Origin of the sequence: Enhygromyxa salina (assembly GCF_002994615.1) — a bacterium.
In the GTDB taxonomy this organism is placed as follows: Bacteria; Myxococcota_A; Polyangia; order Nannocystales; family Nannocystaceae; genus Plesiocystis; species Plesiocystis salina_A.
The window spans coordinates 1-20968 of record NZ_PVNK01000177.1; the positions used below are offsets into that span (position 1 = coordinate 1).

General features: G+C 71.3%; 7 protein-coding genes and 1 pseudogene. All 8 read right to left on the reverse strand.

The window, feature by feature from the left end; translation table 11 throughout:
- Window positions 1–2467: pseudogene (locus tag ENSA5_RS20495) on the reverse strand (hypothetical protein); the annotation flags it as partial.
- Between the two features lie 48 nt (window positions 2468–2515).
- On the reverse strand, window positions 2516–8191 hold the full coding sequence (locus tag ENSA5_RS20500) for a hypothetical protein (RefSeq protein WP_106393368.1): 5676 nt from the start codon (window positions 8189–8191) through the stop codon (window positions 2516–2518).
- Window positions 8178–9254, reverse strand: a complete 1077-nt coding sequence (locus ENSA5_RS20505; RefSeq protein WP_106393369.1) for a hypothetical protein — start codon at window positions 9252–9254, stop codon at window positions 8178–8180. Before ENSA5_RS20505 ends, ENSA5_RS20500 begins: the two co-directional genes overlap by 14 nt.
- Window positions 9251–12139 carry a hypothetical protein gene (locus ENSA5_RS20510; RefSeq protein ID WP_106393370.1) on the reverse strand — a complete coding sequence of 963 codons (2889 nt, stop codon included), beginning with the start codon at window positions 12137–12139 and terminating at the stop codon, window positions 9251–9253. The genes ENSA5_RS20505 and ENSA5_RS20510 overlap by 4 nt, the downstream gene beginning before the upstream one ends.
- Window positions 12136–15693 (reverse strand): poly-gamma-glutamate biosynthesis protein PgsC/CapC, encoded by a 3558-nt coding sequence (locus ENSA5_RS20515; protein WP_106393371.1) that lies wholly within the window; start codon window positions 15691–15693, stop codon window positions 12136–12138. The genes ENSA5_RS20510 and ENSA5_RS20515 overlap by 4 nt, the downstream gene beginning before the upstream one ends.
- Window positions 15690–17777, reverse strand: coding sequence for a CHASE2 domain-containing protein (locus tag ENSA5_RS20520; RefSeq protein ID WP_106393372.1), 2088 nt, complete (start codon window positions 17775–17777; stop codon window positions 15690–15692). The genes ENSA5_RS20515 and ENSA5_RS20520 overlap by 4 nt, the downstream gene beginning before the upstream one ends.
- A gap of 39 nt (window positions 17778–17816) precedes the next feature.
- Window positions 17817–19733, reverse strand: a complete 1917-nt coding sequence (locus ENSA5_RS20525; RefSeq protein WP_106393373.1) for a S53 family peptidase — start codon at window positions 19731–19733, stop codon at window positions 17817–17819.
- Between the two features lie 40 nt (window positions 19734–19773).
- Window positions 19774–20808, reverse strand: a complete 1035-nt coding sequence (locus ENSA5_RS20530; RefSeq protein WP_258182939.1) for a formylglycine-generating enzyme family protein — start codon at window positions 20806–20808, stop codon at window positions 19774–19776.
- Window positions 20809–20968 lie beyond the last annotated feature (160 nt).

The following is a 20968-nucleotide window of genomic DNA, read 5'->3' on the forward strand; positions in this document are numbered from 1 at the left end:
CCCGCGACCAGTGAGCGCTTCGTCCTCGACCGGCAAACAGGGCGCTGGCGGGCTCGTGCTGGGGCTCCTGCTCGGGGCCGCGGGCATGTATGGCGTCCAGACCTTCGTGATCGCCGAGCCGGGCGAGCGCGGCGTTGGTCGGGCTCGCGCTCGCCTCCTTGTCAGCCCCGACTTGGGCCTCGGCGTCGGCGTCGGTGGGCGCCGACTCGCCCCGGACGACGGCGTCGGGGAACAGCGCGCGCAGACGCGCGGGCACCGGGCGCTCGCTGAACACGGGCGCGTGCGGACGAAACTCGAGCGTGACCCCGTAGCGCTCGCGGAGCTCGTCGGCGTAGCGACGGCGCTCGCTCGGCTCATCGGCCATCAGCGCCCGCCGACGCAGCTCCGAGAGCTCGGCGTAGCGAAAGTTGAGCCGCCAGCGAGAGTACAGCCGACGGGTGAAGCTGCCGGTCAGGCGCAGGCTGGTCACGCCGTGGCTCGAGCCGAGCTCGACGGGCTGCTCGCGGCGCCGGCCGCCCAGCCAGCGCAGCCCGAGCAGATCATCGACCAGCGGCAAGTGGCGACCCCAGCCGCCCTCGGCGTCGAGGTGGAGGCGCTCGCCCGGGACCACGGTCGCGGTGACCTCGTCGAGGCGACCTGGGTGGGCGCGCAGCCTGCCGACGTAGCGACGTCCGGTCGAGTGGAGAAAGGCCTGGCGCTTGTTGCCCGCCGGGTGGCGGAGCTCGTGGAGCACCCGCCACAGACGCAAGACCCGGTGATCGCCGCGACGCAGGACCAAGCGCCCGCGACGCTCGTCGACGTCGAGGCCCCAGTCGTTGCGCGTGAGCACGGGCAGGATCCGGGCGAGCTCGGCCTGGCTCGGCCGCGCACCTTCGTGAACGGGCAGCGGGACGCGACGCTCGCCGCCCGAGGGCACCCGGGCGACGGCCTCGCGCAGGGCCTCGGTCCACGCCGCTCGCTCGCGCCGCAAGGCCGCGTCGATCTGCTCGATCGCGAGCGCGGCGGCCTCGTGGATCGCCGCGCTGCGGCTGTCGTCGCGCAGGCAAGTGTGGAGCGCCTCGACGAGGGCGGCGGCGTGGCGCTCGAGCTCGCGCGACAGACCCGGCGCGTCCGCGATCAGCTCGCAGGTCAGCGCGGCTTGCTCGCAGGCGATGCGCGCGACCAGGACATGCTCGACACCAACGATCGTCGCGGCGAGGCGCTCGACCACGACCTCGGCGACCTTCTCGCCCGCGCGGGTGTCGCTCGCCCCGCGCAGGCCCGCGACCATGGCCAGGCACGCGCGCGCGTGGACCCGCGGGCCCTCGGGCTCGCCCTCGTCGGCCTTGGGCGTCCGGGTCAGCATCCGGGCGAAGCGCACGAACGCGTCGGGCCGCTCGACCGCGTAGACCGCGAGGGTCTTGGCGTGGGCGATGCGGACGAACTCGCTCGGATCACTGCGCTCGATCGCCCGGGCCAGGATCTCCGCGTCGACGGGGTCGTCGAGCCGCGCGGCGAGCTGGTCGATGACCAGCCCGCGAACCAAGAACTCGCGCGGACCCCAGTCGGGGGCCGTGGTCGCGTCGAGCCCGAGGCGCTCGCGCGCGCACTCACGGCTGGCCTCGACGTCGACCCGCCGGAGGCAGGAGATCGCCCGGGCCTGGACCCACTCGTGATCGCTGCGGTCGTTGGCCGCGGCGAGCAGGCCCTCGCGCAGATTCGTGATCGCGCGCTCGGGCTCGCTGCGGTGGCCGCCCCCGGCCGGGGGCATGATCGGCAGCCCGAGGCAGGTCAGCGCGAGCTCGAGGCTCTCGATGCAGGCCAGGCGCGTCGGCCAGCGCCGCAGCAGGCCGAGCTGCTCCAGCAAAAAGGTCGCGGGCTCGACCTGGTCGAGGACCGTGCGGACCTCGCTGTGCAAGCCGAGCGAGGGGTCATGGACAAAGGAGGAGCTCGCGTCCCAGTTCTCGGTGATCAGCGCGCGCTCGATCGCCGGACCGATGAGGATGATGCCGAGCTCGATCGACACGACCAGCTGCTCGCGGCGCTCGTCGAAGCGCTCGCGCAGCGCGTCGAGGTCGAGGTGGCGGTTGAGCGCCTGGCGGTCGGCCCGGGCGCTGCGGGCGTCGGGCGCGGTCTCGTCGATCATCAGCTCGAGGCGGTTGCGCCGGGCGTCGTCGGTCTTGGCCCGGGCGTAGGCCTCGACGTGCGCGGCGATCCGGCGCTCGAGCTCGGCGAGCTCGATCTGGAGCAGGCCAACCACGCGGATCGTCAGCACGGCGAGGCTGCCGAGGCGCAGGCCCTGACGATCTTCGCCAGCGAACTCGCGCGGATCCGTGAGCTCGGCGATCCGAGCGCCGAGCGCCTCGAGCCGGTCGCGACGAACTCGAGCCTGGAGCGGCGGCAGGACCTGCTCGATCAGCGACACGATCAAGCGCACGGCCGAGGGCGGCGGCGTGCGAACGAAATTGCCTGAGCGATGCGGTGCCATGTCGTGGCGGATGCAGAGCTTAGCCGAGCATCGGCGATCGTCCCTGCGCTAGCGCGGGCTTGATCCCCGGGGAATGCGCCCCTGCGTGGATGGAGCCTGCTGCTCGGAGTCCCCCCAAGCCCGGGGCGCCCAGGGCTCACTGAACCACAGCTCGCCGGGACCGTAGTCACGCATGCGCCGGCCAAAGGTCGCGTCTACGCGTATCCACAGCTGGATCACGTCGCGGATCGGGCTGGCCGCGTTGGATAGATACAGCTGGTTGGTCAACCCGAGCATCACGCGCGCCGTGTCCCGGGCCCAGACCGCCACGCCGACGTCGGCCTCGACCCGGTGACGCAAAACCATCGCCGATCGATGGGCGTCCGCGAGACGCGTGGACAGCTGATAGCTCAGGCCCCAGGTCGGCAGCCACGGGCGGGGCCGACGACCGATGCCGTCGAGGCCGATCTCGACGTCGACGTGATCGATCGGCTGGGGGTCGAGGTTGAGGTTGGGCATCATCGAGGCCTGGGCCCAGACCGCCATGTCCTGAAAGGGATAGGTGCGCAGCTCGAGCTCGGGCTGGAGCAGCACGGGGTGGTTCTCGAGGTAAGACAGGTACACGCGCGGGTGCGGCTCGAGCGAGCCGGTGGCCATGGCCACGCGCCTGCTGTTCAGCGACTGCCAGCGCAAGCCCGCGGTCAGACCTGGGCGCAGCTGAATGAAGCGGCCGAGCCAGATCGGCCGATCGACGAAGCCGTAGAGCCGCACGCTGGTCTCGGGCCGACCCAGGAAGCTGTGTGAGAGCACGTCGAGGGTCGCGCCGAGGCGCGCGCCGATGCCGTCCACGCGCGCGCCGATGCCCAAGATCCCACCAGCGGCGACCGGGCTCTTGTCCCGCAGCGCGATCTGCCCGGCGATCATCAGCCACAGGCGATCCTCGATCAGCTCGCGCCGCCAGCCGATCCGCGCGTCCATCCCGAGCCGCGGCAGGAAGTCGTCGGCGTTGCCGATGTCGTCGAAGCCAACGGTCACGCGCGCGTCGAGGCTCCCGATCCGATTGCAGATCGGCTTGATCCGATCGCGCGCGACGACCGGGGTGGCCGGGCCGACGCTGCGCCAGTCGAAGGTCTCGGGGTAGACCACGGGCTCGCGCGGATCGAGCTCGCGGATCGACACTCGCGCGGGTGGCGCAACATCGCCGCGATCACGACGAACTCGGGCCCGGATCAGGGCGCGGCCGCGATCGGTGCGCAGGCGAACCCGATAGGGCACCGCCTCGGTCAGCAGCAGCGTGTGTCCGTTGGCGTGGGCGACCTCGAAGCGTCGGCGCCGCTCGGTGATCACCGCCCGCTCAGCCTCGTCATCGAGCGCCAGGTGGCCCTGGCCGGGCTCAGGGACGCCGGACGAGCGACCCGAGACCACCCTCTTGACGTCGGCGATCAACGCTGTGGGCCGCCCCTGGGCGTCGGAGGTGGCAATTCCCCGGCTCTCGACGTGGAGGCTCGCGGGGCCGAGGACCACGAACTCGACGGCCTTGCCCGACTCGGCGGTCGACCAGTGCGCGCGTCGGTGAGCCTCGACCAGCTCCGCGTCCTCGGGCGCCACGTCGAGCGCTGCGGTCTGCGTGCGCCAGGAACACTGCCAGATCGGATCCGCGGCGAGCGCGACCTCGAGGCGGTGGCGGCCCTTGCGTTCGATCGGCAGCACGACCTCGCCGAGCTCCGCGTCGCGCAGCTCGACGCGACGCTCGACCGGGTCGCGGCCGCTGCTGCGCACACGCACGATCAGGCGCGCGCGGCCGAGGTTGTCGGGATCGAGGGACAGGGCCTTGCTGTTCGGGGCCCGGTCGGGTCGCTCGGCGCGGCACCACAGCTGCGCCGTCACGGTCCCGGGCACGGCGTCCCAGTTGAGCACGCCCTTGCGGCCCGGGAGCAGCTGCTCGGCCTCCCTGGCCGGCCACGGCGCGACGAGCAGGGCCTCGCGGATGCGGGCCGAGGGGCTCGGCTCGAGCTCGGACACGGGCAGCTCGAGGCGTTCGAACCCGGCGTTGTCTTCGCTGTGCTGGAGGGTGTTCCAGTCGCTGCGCATGGCCGCGATGAAGGCCAGCCGCCGCACGCTCGTGTGGCCGTAGCTGGGCTCGAGCTCGCGGGCGAGGCCAAAGGCGAGCCCGGCGTCGCGGGCGTCGCTGGCCGGATCGTCGAGGTGTGTGAGGAGCGGCGCGACCGCTGCGAGCCCGACCGCGATCGGATCACGGACGGCTCCGGGGCCGCCGTCCATGCGGCCATAGAGCTCGAGCCACGCGCGTCCGGCCGTCCGGGCCTGGCTCGGATCGACGCTCAGGAGGTGGGCCCGGGTCAGCTCCCCGACCCGCAAGGAGCGGGTGATGCGGCGCTTGTCGCCGTCGAGCTTGGCGCCGCGAAGCTCGTCGTGGAGCCGCGCGAGCTCGCGGTCGAGCTCGGCGAGGGTCTCGTCGCTGGGCGTGGCCCGGGCCCGCGCCCACAGCTCGAGCCACGGATCGATGAGCACGCGATCCATCTCGACATAGGCCGACAGCGCGGGCTCGACGAGGACCGCGCTGTCGGTCCGTTGGGGGTCGGTCACGACGATCTCGCGCGGCTCGATCAGGGCGTTGAAGCGGCGCTCGAGCTCCGCGAGCAGCAGCTCGGCGCGGCCCCGCGTGCCCTCGTGCCCGGCCCACGCCGACAGCCTCAGGAGGTCGGCGCGGGCGTGGCCGGTCTCGCCGAGCATCAACAACAAGGCGGCCCGACGAGCGCGACGGTCGAGGTCGTCGGGCGCGACCAACAGCACGCGGCTGAGGTCGCCGATCTCGTCGAGCATGCCTTCGCCGTCGAGGGTCGAGAGGTCGCCAAACAGATCGTCGAGCTCGAGCTCGGGCTCGGGCTCGTCGGCGGAGATGACGACGTCGCGGCGCTCGCCCGGACGCAACCCACGACGCAGCGAGAGCGAAGCCGCGATCTCGGCCCCGCCCTCGACCTCGAAGCTCAGCCTGTCCGTCGACGCCGCGATCGCGAGGTTGACGTCGTGGCGCGGGGACACCCACGAGGTCCCCGCGACCGGGACCGCTTCGTCGTCGATGGTCATGATCTCGACCCCGGTCGGGAGCGGTCCCTCGGCGCGCGCCGCCTCGGGTGTGCGAGGATCGAAGACCACGGTCTTGGGTGCTGGCGTCGCGCCGGGCGGGTGGTCACCGTGCTGGTGCATCGTGATCCGAGTCGGGCGCGGCTCGATGTCCTCGGGCCAGCGCAGCTCGAGGCGCACGATGCCCGGGACCGCGGGGCCCGGCAGGTACCAGGTCGAGCGCGGCAGCGGCCACATCTGCTCGCGCCGACCGACGTCGTCAGGCTGGAGTTTCTGGCGCTCGAGCGGGCGCAGGTCCGTCCACGCCACGGTCCCGGGTGGGCCCCAGACCATGATCTCGTGGTCGCCCTCGGACACGGCCAGGCGGTGACGCTGGACGCCGAACAGCTGCGGGCTCCACCAGCGCTGACCGTCGATCTGGATCAGGGCCGGCTCGGGATCCCCCAGCGGCGTCGACACGTGGATGTTGGCCAGGCGCATGCGGTCATGGCTCGCGCCCTGCCCCTCGCCAGCCTCGGGCTCCAGCGTCCGCCGGACCGCGTCGGCGCGAAGCTCGACGCGCACGCCGACGGCCTGTCCGGGCTCGAGCCGCAGCCAGGTCTCGCTGAGCTCACGCTCGGCCGCGGGCACCACCACCCGGGGCACCAGCCACTCGCCCACGGGCCGCAGCAGCTGATCGGACGCCTCGCTCGGCACCGGCCGCCGCCGCGACCAGCGCGAGGCCACGCTCCACAGGCGCAGGGTCTGCTCGCGCAGGGCCTCGTCGGCCGGCGCCCGAGTCCGGGCGAGCTCGAGCACGGCCAGGGCCGGGCTGCGCACGACCTCGACCGTCGGTCCGAGGAGCTCGGCGAGCAGGCGCAGGCCGTCGACCGGCAGCTCCGAGATGGGGTCTGCGCCCCCAGCGACCTGCTCGACCAGGGCCGAGGCGCGCTCCGGTCGACCGTGCGCGGCGATCAGGGTCAACCACCGCGTCCGCAGCTGCCCGCGGACCTCCGGGTCGAGATCGGGATCGCGGGCCAGCGTCGCCAGCAAGGGCTGGACCCGATCGACGGCGCGATCGACCGCGTCATCGTCGAGCTCCTGGGCGGCGGCCGCGTAGGCGAGGGCCGCCGCGGCGAGCAAGGGGCTGTGATCCGCGAGCGCGTCAAAGCGCGGATCTTCGCTGGTCATCGGCAAGGGGCTCGCGGTCTCGCGGGCGAGCAGCAGCTCGAGCCACGCGCGCGCGGGCGCGTTGGACTTGGCCAGCGCGCCCTCGGCCGCCCGCGCGCGCTTGGTCGGCGTCCGCCCCTTCAGCGACAGGAGCGAGGCCTCGATCCGGCGCGCGCCCTCGATCGAGAGCAGCGCCGGGCCGCCGACGAGCTCGACCTCGTAGTCGCGGCGACCCGGCGCGAGCACGATCGTCGTGTGCGCGAACTCGCCGACGGCCTCGCCGTCCTCGGTCAGCAGCGGCTCGAGCTTCGGCAGCGCGGTGTCGGGATCGGAGCTGTGCTTCGCGGCGCGGTCGCTCAGCGGCAGGCGCTCGATGACCTGGCCGCCCGCGTAGACCCGCAGCTCGGCGGCTTTGAGCTCGGCGCCGACCGGCGCCCAGGTCCGCGCCGCGATCCGCAGCTGCCCGGGCCCCGTGCGAGCGATCGTCCGCCGACCAGGCTGGAGCAGGCGATAGTCGCGGCTGTCGGGAACATCGAGGCGTAGATCCTTGGTGTCTTTGAGCGGCACGGGCCGCTGACTCGGGCGGTCGCGGACGTAGTAGGGCCGCACGGCCGGACGCGAGCGATCGAGCTCGTTGATCGCCGCGAGCATCCGCCAGGCCTCGACGGCCTTGGCGAGCTTGCGGTCGCCGCCGCGAAGCGCGAGCAGCTCGTCGGCGAGCGCGGCGTGAAGTCGAAGCTCGTGACCGACCTCGTCGGTCGGCTCGAGCGGGAGCGGGCCTGCACCTTTGCCCCCGACCGACTCGTCGTCGGTGATCCAGTCGAGGACCTCTTGCTCGACCTCGACCGAGACGTAGCGCGGTGGTCGGGGTTCGACGCGCTCGACGATCACCTTCGTCGGCGCGTCGGCCTCGATCGACCACAGGGCGCCGCTGCTCGGGGGCTGATGCAGCTCCCAGCTGCGGCCTTCGCCGAGCTCGGGCGCCAGCGCGCGGCCGGGCTCGACGACCACCGCGTTGGCGTCGACGCCACGGATGAAGCGCAGCGGGACCTCGGGGCCGATCTGGCGGACGCGGATGGTCTCGAGCGACGCGATCCACACACCCGCGGCCTGGTCCGAGTCGAGCGCGACGGGCCCGCGGACGGACGGCGCCTTGACCCGGCCGTCGAGCATCGCCTCGCGCTCGTCGAGCACAGCCGCGAGGGCCTCGTAGTCACCGTCGGCGGCTCCGACTGGCGCGAGCGGCCACGCGACGCTCGCCGGGGTCCAGATCAGGCGCATCCGCGCCCGCGAAGGTCGCGGCTGCGCGGGCTCGTCGTCCGCCTTGACCAGGGCCCGCGCGCGCGACGCGATGTCGGGATCTTCGGGCCCGCAGCCCGGCGCCCGCGGGTCGACCAGCGGCGGCCCGGCGTGGACCGGCCGACCCCCGAGCGCGACGATCAGCGCGATCACCAGCAGGCCGATCAGCCCGAGCGCGCGCTCACTTGCAGCCACCGCGGAACTCCCCCGCGTCGCCACCGAAGACCGCCGCCGAGAACCGCCGTCGGGCCCCGCGATCGGTCCGCAGCGCCTGGCGGACCGACTCGGAGGTCTCGATGTGAACGAAGCAACGCCGCGCATCTCTGGCCGCCTGACCCTGAACGTTGCTCAGCGCCCCCAGGCGATCGGTGTCGACGCCGTAGTGACCCATGGGGAACTCGGGCAGCGCGACCCGGAGGCGGCGGAGGACCCCTGCGCTCGCCGGCCGCGGGCTCTCGATGCCCGACGACACGATCACGTCGGGATCGCCAGACTCGGCGATCCGCTCGAAGCCGTGGAGCTGAACGAGCACGAGCGGATGCTTGCGCAGGGCCGCGGCGGTCGCCCGCGCGATCGGATGGTCGAACTGATGGGCCGCGTCGGCCGGGTTGTCGGCCCGCCGGACACGGCTGCCGTCGACCTGGCGATGGCGGTGGACGGTGTTGACGAACAGCGCCCGCGGAGGCTGGACCCCGACCTCGCGCTCGAGGAAGAGCGTCAGCGCGATCTTGCCGCTGTACTTGTCGAACCGGCTGTGCGGCGCCTGCAACAGGTGCTCGACCCGTCGGGGCCGGCGCTCGCCAGCGGGCGGGCTGAGCGACCCGACGCGAATGAGGTACGAGCCCCGCCCGCGGCGATCGTCGGCGGGCTCGGTCAGGGCCCAAAAGCGCTCGGACCGACCGTCGAGTTCGAGCTCGATCGTGCGCAGCTCGACCCCGACCAGGGCGGCGTAGGTGTGCGCGCGACGCAGATCCACGGCCGACATGTCGCCCGCCTCGGCCCGGTGCAGGAGCAGCGTGATGAGCTTCTCGAGCCCGAGCAGCTGGCCCTCCGACAGCGGCTGCCAGTTGTCTTCGGCGCGAGGCCAGAGCAGATCGTTGACGTGCTCGAGGGTCATCCGCTGGCTCTCCGCGAGTGGATCGCTGACCGGGAGCTCGTGGGTGCACCCCTCCGAGCAGGCCGCGAGCCCGAGGACCAGCGCCGCGCCCAGAGCTGGCGCCAAGCCCGACTTGGTCGGGCGTGAGCCTGAGTCGGTCATGGCTCGACCTCGCCCCCGACATCGAAGCCAACACCGACATCGTCCGAGCCCTTCGTCGACTCGGTGAAGCTCGTGGCTGACTTGCTGCGATCGGCGACCCCGCGGTGAAAGGCCCGCGCCCACACGCGGCCGCCGTCGAGCAGCTCGAGCCGGACCTCGTGGGCCCCCGGGACGATGTCCTCACCGAGGGTCACCTGCACGGTCACGGCCTCGAGCGGCAGCGTGTTGTTGCCCTCGAGATCGACGAAGCGGATCGGGACCCGGGGATCGACCGGGCGATCTTGCTCGTCGTAGGCCCCGTCGGCGTCGATCGTGTAGGTCCGATCGACCTTGCTCAGGTGCTCGATCGGGACCCCGGTCCGCCGCTTCGGGTGTCCGCCGTCGATGCTCAGCGCCAGCTCGACCCGCTCGCGCCGACGCAGGACATAGACGACCACGTTGACCGTCAGCGCCGCCTCGTTGCGCTTGATCAGCGGAAACACCAAGGTGTTGGTCAGCTCGTGGACGACTCGGCGACGCGAGACCGGCGGGCTCGCAACCATGACCGGGCGGTTGATCCACATCTCGTACTCGTGGTTCTTGGCCTCGAATTCGAACTCGACCCGGCGCCGGCCCTCCGTGACGGGCAGCCGCCAGCGCCCGCGCGTCTCGGCCACGAGGTGCTCGTACTCCTGGTTGTCGATCGAGAGCTTCACGCTATTGCCCAGCGTACGCGGTGCGACCTGCCAGTGCAGCTGTGGGGCACTAGGACCGGTGGCGGCAAAATTTATCGTCAGGGTTCGATTTGGACGCAGCTCGGTGAACAAGCTCGGATCCCAGCGGTCGGCGAGGCGCCGGGCGGCCTCGTCGTCGAGCTCCTCGAGGATCGAGCGGCGGCGATGGACCCCGCGCGGCTCGAGGGTGACCCAGGGCCCGGGATCCCAGCCGTCGTCCCCCGCGAGCTCGTTGGCCAGGCGGTCGTCGATGTCGGGGTCGCCCCGCGACCAGCGCGAGTCCCGGCCTCCGCTGCCCCGCGGCTGGAGCCGGACCTGCGCGAGCAAGTCCGCGATCGCCTTGTCGTCTTGGAGCTCGTCGTAGTTGGCCGGCCGCAGCGGGAACCAGGTCCGGGTGTCGAGGGGCGGGTAGCGCCAGCGCATCAGCTCGGATCCATGGTCGCGAAACGGCAGGCCGATCACGGTCTCGACCTCCGGCCAGTAGCCATAGCCACGCACGATCAGGCGCTGGTCTCCGGCATCGGGCGCGGCCCGGAGCTCGATCTGCTCCGCCTCCTCGGGGACGACGACCCGCATGGTCTGGGGCTCCGAGACCATGTACCAGCGCGTGTCAGCGTGGGGGGTCGTGCCGAGCTCGTCCTCGTCGCCGAGGCGCAGCGCTTCAAACCGTGACTGACGCGTGGCCTGACCCGGCCAGGGCGTGCAGCTGAGCTCCTCACCCGCGGCGTCGAGGAAGCACAGATCGAGCTTCGGCTTGGGCCCGAGCGCGGGCCCGAGCGCCCGCTTCGGCCACCAGCTCGACGCCAGCGGGTGGACGACGCGAACATCGAAGCGGAACATCCGCGTGGCCAGGTCATCGGGGCCGTCGATCGTCCAGCGCGGGTGCAGGCGCCAGTTGACGCCGACGCGCACGACCTGAATCCGGCGCAGATCGGGCTCGAGCACCTCGTTGCCGTCTTCGTCGACGCGCATGGGCCGATCGGCCTCGCACAGCCACACGCGCGAGCCCAGCTCCGAGGCCTCGGCGGCCTCGACCGTGAGCTCGAGCCGAATCGGCGACTCGAAGATCAGCGTGTGCACGCCAGGGGGGACCTCGAGCGATCGCTTGCGCGCGCGCGAGCTCGGGTAGGCCACGTCCTCGCCTTCGAGTCCGCGGCGCTTGATCCCGAGCTTGGTGACCAGGTCGGGCGGCCCAAACACGTCGACCCTGAGCTCGACCGGGCCGATCACGTTGATCGCCAGCGAGCGCGCGTCGTCGACGACGAGCCGCCGCTCGTCGGTCTTGGTGCCGCGCGGGAGGCGAAAGCCCGTCTCGTAGATGCTGAGAATGTCGTAGTCGTCGCCCGCGTCACCCTCGGCGGCGAGGCGCTCCCACACGTAGCTGAGCTTGGTCCGACGCTCGTCATCGGTCAGCTGCTCCCAGTCGCGGTAGGTCAGGTGATCGACGAGCTCGGCCGCGACCTCGGGCGCCAGCGAGAGCTCGCGCAGCGTGCGATCGTCGACCGCCCGCTCGCGCCGCACGTAGACCCGCGCGAGCCCCTGGACGCCGGTGCTCGGCTCGCGCGGGACGAAGCTCAGCCGGACCCGACGATCCCCGGTGCCCTTGGGCAGGCGCACCCGCGTGAGCCGATCGTCGGTCAGCTCGCGCGGGTACTCGCCTGTGGCCGGATCGTCGAGGATGAAGGCGTTCTCGTAGCGCCAGCCGAACCCGGCTCCACCGCTCTTGCTCTGGCGCGTACGGATGTTGACCTCGTGCTCCCACGTGACCTCGCCGTCGAGGGACTCGAGCGTCACCCGCATACCGTACGCGAAGTCCTCCTCGGCCCGAAACGGGTAGTTGGGCGGCAGGACCAGGTGGGTGATGAGCTTGAGCGAGACGTCCGCGGGCCCGATGCGAAAGCTCGGGCCGAGCTCGCGGCGCTCGGGGATCACGTAGTAGGCGATCCGCTCGGCGCCAGCGAGTTTCTCGGCCAGCGGCGAGGCCACGCGATCGGCGATCACGGCCCGCGCGAGCGTCAGCGCGACCAGCAGAGCAAAGACCGCGGCCGCCGTGACGCTGGCGAAGCCGACCCGCCAGGGCTGGGCGCCGTGCTGGGCCGGCCGGCGCAGACGCGCAGCGACCTGGACCCGCGAGCTCGTCGCGGGCCGGCGCAGGCGCCCGTCTCCGCTCACGGCGCCCCCTCCTCGGCCCCTCGCTTGGCCCCGGGTCGGACGACGGCGGGCGCGGGCCCGACCGTCTGGCCCAGGCCCTCGATCGGGATGTCGACGAGCACCATCACCTGCGGTCGAGCCAGGGCCTCGGTCCGCAGGCGCTCGGTCGGGGTCTGGCCGAGCTCGGCGTAGGACAGCTCGACCCGGCCGTCGAGGGTGTGGTCGAGGCTGACGATCGCCCGCTGCCCGATGACCCCGCTCATGTACTCGATGATCAGGAAGGGCTGGCCGAAGTCACGACCCACGGCCGCGGTCACGCGCAGGTCGACGGCGACGTCCCGCAGCTCACGCAGCGCCCGCAGGAGGTGGAGGTTGCCGGTCTCGGCGAACCCGACCGCCCAGCCGACGGCGACCTCGAGCCCGCGCTTGCCGACCACCACGCGCTCCCCTCCCGTGAGGCTCGGCGCCGCGCTCGGCGGCCACAGCGGCGCGAGCATGGCCCCGACCTCACCGCGGGTGACGACCGTGAGCCCGGCCTGCTCGAGCCCGCGCACGACCCCGATCCGACCCACGCTCGAGGTCCGCGGGGCGGCGTAGCGCTCGCGGAGGCCCGCGCTGAGCCACAGGACCCGACCGCGACCGTTGCCGAGCTCGCGGCTGTACTCGAGCTGCGGCGTGCCAGCGCCCGACAGGAGGTACAGATCCTCGGACCCGTCGGCGACCTGGCAGCTGTCCCAGCTCGCGACCAGGGGCCGGAGCTCGGGCGACATCTGGCCCCAGCACGCCGCGTCGACCAAGGTCCCGGCCGCGGGCAGGCCGATCCCGACGATGACGTCATGGGTGATCGGCCGGTAGGACGCGATCCCACGCAGCTGCACGAACTCGAAGGGCACCTCCGAGGTCCGGTCGATGGTCTGGTGGAAGGCGTGGAAGGGGGTCTCGAGGTTGCCCGGACGCACGGGGTCGGGGCTCGGCGCCAGGGTCCCGACCTCGCCGAGGTCGTCTTCGCTCTCGCTGTCGCGGGCGCGCTCGGGATCGCGGGGCAAGCCGTCGGCGCCCGCGATCAGCAGCGCGCGGCCCTCGAGGATCTGCCACAGCTCCGCGCCCACGCGCCAGGTCTGCGACTCGCGATGCGGGCGCGGGACCTCGACCACGTGGGGTCGTGAGCCCCGCTGACGACGAACCACGAGCGTGCCCCAGCCGGACGTGCTCGGCAGCGAGCGCTCGCGCAGCACGACCAGGCACGCGCCCTCCCCCGCGCGACAGTCCCCGAGCTCCACGAGCTCGTAGTCGAGCTCGGCCGCGCGGACGGCGATCCCGGGCGGCGGCGGCTGCCCCGGAGGCGAGCTGTCGGCCCAGTCCATCAGCGGCTCGACGATGAGCTTCTCGAGCACCAGCAGCTCGGTGTCCGAGGGCGAGCGGTACCTGGCCCCAGCCGTCCCGGCGGGCTCACGATCCTCGTGGATCTCGGTCAAGATCGTGAGCAGGTGGCTGGTCCCGAGCCGGCTGCTCGGGTCGGCGTCGACGCTCCCGTCGAGCTCTTCGTCTGGGCCCCTGTCGCCGTCGACCCCGGCGCGGAGCTCGTGGGCTCCCGCGGCGACGAAGGCCTCGTAGCGGGCCAAGGTGGTGCGCAGGAGCACGAAGTCGCCGGTCCCCCGCGGCATCCGAACCACGGTCTCGCGCGGCTCCCAGTCGAGCTCGTAGTCCGGCCACAGATCGACGAGATCGAAGTACCCGCGGAGCTGATGGATGCGAGCGCCCGCGACCGCGGACTCGGGCTGCGCCTGGCCCAGGGGCTCGATGGACTTGGCGATCGAGCGCGCCACGTTGCCCGCGAACCCAGCTTGGTCCTCGTCTGCTTCGGCCCGAAACACCACGACGTCGGCGTCGAAGGCCTGCATCGCGATCTCGAGCGGTCGCGCGCTGACAGCGGTCCCGGGGCCGCTGCGCTCGTGACCGGCGACCAAGACCGCCCGACAGTCGACGCGGCGACAGGCGATCGCGGCGGCCTCGGCGACCGGGGCCTCGCTCCACGGCATCGGCACGACCAAGACCGGACCCTTGGCCTCGGGGATCAAGAGCCCACTCGCGAAGCCCCGCCGACCGCCCGCGTCCTCTGCGACCACCCCGAGCCAGGTCCGCAGGGGCGCGCCCTCCGACTCGGTCTCGAGCCCCGCGGGGTAGGTCCCGAGCTCGACGACCTGGAGCCCGAGCCCGGCCCCGGACCGCCGCAGCGAGTCGAGCTGCAAGAAGCCAGTGCCGCCCCGAACCCGGGCTGCGATCCGCGAGATCGTGCCCTCGCCCAGCTGCAGCCGCGCGGCCGCCGACCAAAATTCCCGCAGCCGCCCGATCTCGGCCTGGGTCGGCGGCTCGGGCTCGTCGCTGCGGGCCTCGAAGTCCATCCGCGCCAGCGTCATCACGCCCAGGGGGTTGCTGGTCAGGCGCGCGCTCTCGGGCTGGGTCAGGTCCTTTGGCGGGAGCCGCTGCGGCGCCACGAGCTCGAGCAAGAAGCCCGCCAAGCTGCCAAGCACGAACCCGCCGGCCGAGGCCATGAGGCTCGGCAACATCACCGAGCGCACGCTCTTGACCCCGAGCATCTTGACCGCGAGCAAACTCGACAACAGGTAGCCGAACCCGTAGGTGTCGCTGATCTTGAGCTCCGGGAAGATCGGCGCGAGCGAGAAGCCCAGGGCCAGCTTCCAGCAAAACGCCAGCGAGAACACCAAGACGATCTTGCGCGGGCCCTCGAAGTCGAGGTGACGGATCAGCGGGAGCCCCAAGAAGCTCCGCGTGAGGAACAAGACGATCATCGCCTCCCCCAGGGTCGCCAAGAGCTTGAGCGGCGTGAGCCACAGCATCGCGAGCAGCGCGGGGACCAGGATCCCGTTGAAGTCCCAGCCGTAGGTGAGGTTGAACTGCGCCGCCAGTAACGCCGCGGTCAGTAAGATGATGTGGGCCTTGGCGTTGCCGACGAAGTCGGTCGCGACGTTCTCATAGGTCAGCGCGACGCTGCTCAGCGACAAATTGGTGTGGGGCAGCAGGACGTAGCGGACGACGAGGTAGGTGATCCCGACCTGCACGCCGAGCTGGAGCAGCCCGCGGTGGATCGCTGGCTTCCACAGCATGTTGGCCGTGAGCGGGACCAGGACCAGGCCGATGCTGTAGAACTCTTGCTGGGTCTCGAGCCGGGTGCCGAGCGCGCCATCGAGCGCACCGATCGCCCACGGCGCGAACCAGGCGTGGTCGTGCATGCGCACGACCAGGCTGACCACGAGGATCAAAAAGAAGCGTTCTCGACCAAAGAAGCGGGTCCAGGCGTCGGTCTTGCTCAGGCCCTTGGCGAGGCCCGCCGAGATCGCCAAGGTCACCAGCGACTCGGAGATCACGATCACTCCAGTGACCGGCTGGATGACCAGGACCGAGGCCAGGTAGCCGGGCACGACCGCGCCAGCGAAGACCCAGCCAAAGGTCTCGGTGCACAGCAAGACGACGATCAGCCCGACCAGGACCGGGAGCAGCATCGACTGGTCGAGACCGCGAGCCGGGAGCAGCTCGAGCACGAAGGTTTCGTTCATGGGTCGCCGGAGCCGCCACGGAGGACCCGTAGCCAGCCACCGCTGCGAGTCCGGACTTTTTGCGCCGGCGCCGAAGAGCGCGCCATCAGCAAGATGTGCTCGTGGACCGCAGGCTTGAAGCCCGGTAGGTCGATCCCTCGCTTGCTACGAATCCTGGACAACACCCACACGTCATCACCAGGATCCTCGATACCCGGCTTCGCGTCGAGTTCGATTTCGAGTTCCTCTGCGATGACTTTGCGCATCAAGCGATTTGCATCTTCAATCGACCGCCCGGTCAAGCGCGCGAGCACAGTGCGCAAATTGTCTTCGGGCGTGTCGGGCGAGAACAGGCCTGGGTAACGCCGGATGAGGTCGGCGCGCAGGCGCGGATCGATGAACTCCAGCTCACCCCAGACCGTGGCGATCAGCGCACGAACCGGGAGCTGCTCCAGGAGCTCGAGCGCCCAGCGGTGCTCGTCTCGCATCAGGCGGATGCCGCCGACGATCGTCGCAACGTGATCGCGCAAGCGAGCGTTGGTCGCTTGATCGCGCAGCGCGATCCGCTCGCGTCGGCGCACGAGCGCGCCGGCCATCTGCCGACCGAGGCGCTCGAAGGTCTCGATGTGCTCGTGCTCGACGGCGACGTCTTCGGCGACGTGGACGAGCCACAGCCCGAGCAGCTCGCCCTGATCCTCGAGCGGCACGATCAGGGTCTTGCGCTTGCCGAAGCGCGGCCCGGCCGGGACCAGGTCGGCGGCCCAGCCCGCGCGCAGGGTCAGCCACGGCGTCCGAAACGGAGCGCGGCGCAGATCGAGGGCCTCGCGCTTGGCGATGTAGGCGTGGCTGTCGCCGTCGAGCCTCGCGCTCGCGCAGACCCGCAGGGCCCAGCTCTCTTCTTCGCGCTCGATGATCGTCGCCGCCGCGGCGCCGCCGATCGTCTCCTGGGCGTACTCGGAGCCGAGCTCGGCGAGGTCCTCCCAGAAGCCGTGGTCCTCGGGCTCGTCGCTGGAGTTCGGGGCGCCGCCGGTCGCGTCGCGCAGGACCCGGGCCCGGAGCTGACGCAGCCCCGCGAAGGTCTCGACCGCCTCGTAGCCCCAGTAGATCACGCCGACCGCGACCAGGGTCAGCAGCGCGTGGCCGGAGCCAAGCCGAACCCACCCGCGCGAGTAGCAGGCGAAGTCGAGGACCAGGACCAGCGTCGTGCTCGCGAGGACGAGGGCCGTGGCCGCGCGGCCTCGAAGCCGCGCGAAGGACCACAACAAGAGCAGCGCGAAGCCGGCACACAGGCCGTAGGCCGCCCGCGGTGGCAGCTCGGCCCACACGACGCCGTCGGCCAGGCCCGTGAGCGCGTGGGCCTCGATCTCGGCCGGGCTCAGCCGGCCGATCGGGGTGTCGAGCAACATCTCGTAGCTCGGGTCGGTGATGCCCAGCATCACGATCCGACCCGAGAAGGACGACTCGGGGATGTCTCCGCTCGTGACCTTGTGAGCGGGCACGACCGGCAAGCGCGACGCTGGCACCAACCAGTTGACCGGCAGCCCGTCGTCTTCGATCGGCTCGAGGCCGGCCTGGCGGGCGACCGCGTGAGCGCGGCCGCGGGGCCCGACGACGAGATCGCCGCGCTCGAGCCCGGCGCCGACCCACGGCGAGCCCGGATCTTGGTCGCTGCGCGCGAACAGGACCTGGCGTTCGGCCACGATCCGATCGAGCTCCGGACCTGGCTCGAACATCCGGGTGTGGCCCGCCTCCGTCACCAACAGCGGCGCCGGGGCGGCGCGCTCGATCTCATCGAGGAGCTGCTCGAGGCGCTCAGCCGGCCACGGCGGCGGCCCCCACTCCGGGTGCGCCGTGGTCTCGCTGTCGGCGGCGACGAGGATGACCATCGACTTGGTCGCGCGGGTGTTGCCGAGGAACTCGGACGACGAGACCCAGCGCTCGCGCAAGCCGTCGTCGATCGCGGCGACCAGGCCGAGCCCGTCGAGCAGCCGGACCACGAGCAGCACGGCGCCGATGATGACCGCGGCCCGGATCAAGACACCCAGCTCGCGCGGGCTCGCGGCTCGCTCGTCGCTGGGGGTCTTGCTCCTGGGCTTGTTGGCCATCGGGACTTTGGACCCACGCGCGGGTCAACGCAGGCGCGCTCAGGGCGAGGGGACCGCCGCGGCGAACGCAGCCGCGTCGGGAGCCCCCCAGCCCGTCGGCACATCCCAACCGGGCCCGGCGTCGAACATGTCGGTGCCACCGGAGGTGATGTCGCGGAACGTAGCCTGAACGGCTGGCGTCGTATAGAGCATCTGGTTGAGGAAGCCGACTGGCGCCATGCCGTTGTCGGCGCGGTACTGGTTCACGACCGCGATGATGCCTGCCCAGACCGGCGAGGAGAAGCTCGTTCCACCATAGAGCATCCAGGCCGAGTTGTAGTAGACCCAGTAGGGCGAGCTCGGCGAGGCTGCGGCAGACACGTCGACGACGACCCGGCGGTCACCGTTTTCGATCCCCCCCGCGACCGCGACCTGCCACGGCGGGATGTCGAAGGACTTGGCCACGCCGGAGCCCGACTCGTTCCAGGTCGTCTCGGCGATCAGGTTGCCCTGGCCGTTGAGCGAAACCCGCGTGCCGCCGACGCCGGTCACCCACGGGCTCGTGCTCGGCGTGTCCGGACGGGCCGAGTCGCCGCTCGCGGCGAGCAAGGTGATGCCGAGCGCGGCGCCGATCAGGCCCGAATCGTCGTACTGATCGCGAACCACCCGGGGCTCCGAGTCTTCGCGGTGAGCGAACGAGGTGGTGACGACCGAGACGCCGTCGTCCTGGGCCCGGGTCACGGCCTCGTTGAACACGAAGACCATCGAGGTGTTGCGCGAGTCGGGCCCCTCGTAGCCGATCATCTCGGCCCCCGGCGCGATCGCGCCGGACCACGCGTTGTCGAGCTGCGACTCGACGTAGCGGGTGATCGGGTCCTCCATCAAGTAGATGACCTCCGGGTTGCTCCGGACGATGTCCCAGCTATGCCAGAAGGTCTGGAGCCACTTGAAGTGGACGGTCGCGCCCATGACCACGCCGATCTTCTGACCGCTGCCGTCGTAGCCCATGTCGTAGAGCGCGTCGACGTTGTAGGCCCGCGCGACGCGATCGGGGTGCAGGCGCGAGCCGCTGTTGGCGCTGGCGGGCGGGATGGCCATGATCTCGCCGGCCTCGTTGGGCAGGTTGCCGACCTCGGCCGGGAGGTCGCAGGTCACGATGCCCGGGCTACGATCGGCGACGAAGATCGGCAGCGTCATCGAGTCCCCGGCGCAGTAGACCGGGATCGGCGGGTTGCCCTGCTGCGGGTTCTCGCGCATGCAGACGTGCAGCGTCGTGTTGAAGGCCTCGTTGAACTGGCCGACCGTACCGCTGAACTGAATCAGCATCCGGTTGGTGGCCACGTAGTTGACCGACAGGCCCTCGTACTCGAGCCACGCCTGGAGCAGCTCGAAGTCCTCCTCGAGCGGCGAGTGGTTGTCGATCAGCTCCTGCGTGCTCATGTAGTCGCCGTACAGATCGCTGAGCGGATCCGAGACCTCGATCACGAAGTCCTCGAGGGCCTCGCGGTCGCGCAGGTCGAGGCCGATCAGCGAGCGGAAGGAGTCGTTGGGGTCGGCCGCGCCGAGGTCGTCATAGACGCCCGGCAGCGGGCTCGGGACGCCGTCGGGGTTCTCGACCGGCTCCCACTCTTCTTCCGGAATCTCTTCGAGCGGGTCGCCGTCGCCGTCTCCGTCTCCGTCTCCGTCTCCATCTCCATCCCCGTCGCCGTCTCCGTCGCCATCGCCGTCCCCGTCCCCGTCGCCGTCTCCGTCGCCGTCGCCGGGATCACCGTCTCCGTCTCCGGGGTCGCCGTCGCCATCTCCGTCCCCGTCGCCGTCTCCGTCTCCCGTCGTGTCGCCGTCGCCGTCGCCCGCCGTGTCGCCGGTCTCAGCTGTCGCGCCGTCATCCTCTCCAATAGAGACGTCATCGGTGCAAGCACCGACCAGCGCCAAGGCCAGAAGCGAGGATCCGTATTTATTGAGCTGAGTCCGTTTCATGTTCGTACTTTCGTGGCTGTCTGGGGAGGAGTCCTGGGCGTCAGAGCGTCTCGCAACAACGGAACCCGTGGTTGTTGTTGCGGTAATCCCGAGCTCGCACGCTGTCGATGCTGCAGCGAGAGGTCGGGCCGTCGCTGAAGTAAGAGCCTCCGCGGCGGCGGCAGTTTTGCTCGTTAGCCGGCAGCATGTCGTCGTCGTCGCAGGCGTTGGTCCACTCCCAGACGTTTCCACTCATGTCGAACACGCCGGGGTAGCCCCCCTCGCAGTCCGGGAGGGTCCCGACCTCGGTCAGTTCACCGAAGCCCGCGTCAATTGTGTTGCACGAGGTGTCGTCGTAGATCAGTCCGTAGGGGTAATTCTTGATCAGACCTTGGGTGCACGCCCGGAACCACTGGTTGTTTGGTGTCTGCAAGTCCTGCAGGTCGTCCGGACCACCGCCAACCTCGCCGCACAGGCTCTTGCCTGTCCACGCGCAGAAGGCCGTCGCGTCACACCAGTCGACGCCGACGACGGGCAGGTTGGCTTCGGGATCGAAGGGCCAGTCATCGGGCGTGAAGTCGGACTTCCAGTCGCACGACGGTGGCATCAGCACCTCCAGGTACGCCTCCGAGAACTCGACGTCGAGGAACTGCCCGTACTGCGCGTTGGTGATCTCGGTCGCGTCGATCGCGTAGCTGCCGACGTCGACGCCGATCGGACCGTCCGGGCAGTCGCCGCAGTTGGGCGTGCCGCAGCCGGCCTCGCAGACACCGTCGCCCGTGTCTCCATCGCCGTCGCCCATGTCTCCATCTCCGTCTCCGGTGTCACCGTCGCCGTCGCCCGTGTCGCCGTCGCCGTCGCCCGTGTCGCCGTCGCCGTCGCCCGTGTCGCCGTCGCCGTCGCCCGTGTCGCCGTCGCCGTCGCCCGTGTCGCCGTCGCCGTCGCCGTCGCCGTCGCCGGGGTCACCGTCTCCGTCGCCCTGATCGGCCGTCCCCGACTCGCCGTCTCCGTCACCATCGCCAGCGGTCTCGGTCGCCGTGCCCGAACTATCCGCGCCAGCTTCGGCCTCTTGCAGGTCGTCGGAGCAGGCTGACATCGCGAACGCCGCGCCAAGAACCAAAATCAAACCAGAACGATGAACCGATTGCATGCTGAATTATCCCAGTGTTCGAGCTAGTGCGAAACGTTAAAAGTGAAAAATCGAGTAGATTTAGCCTGCGACCGACGTGGGCGAAGGCGCGGAAAAAACGCTCTGC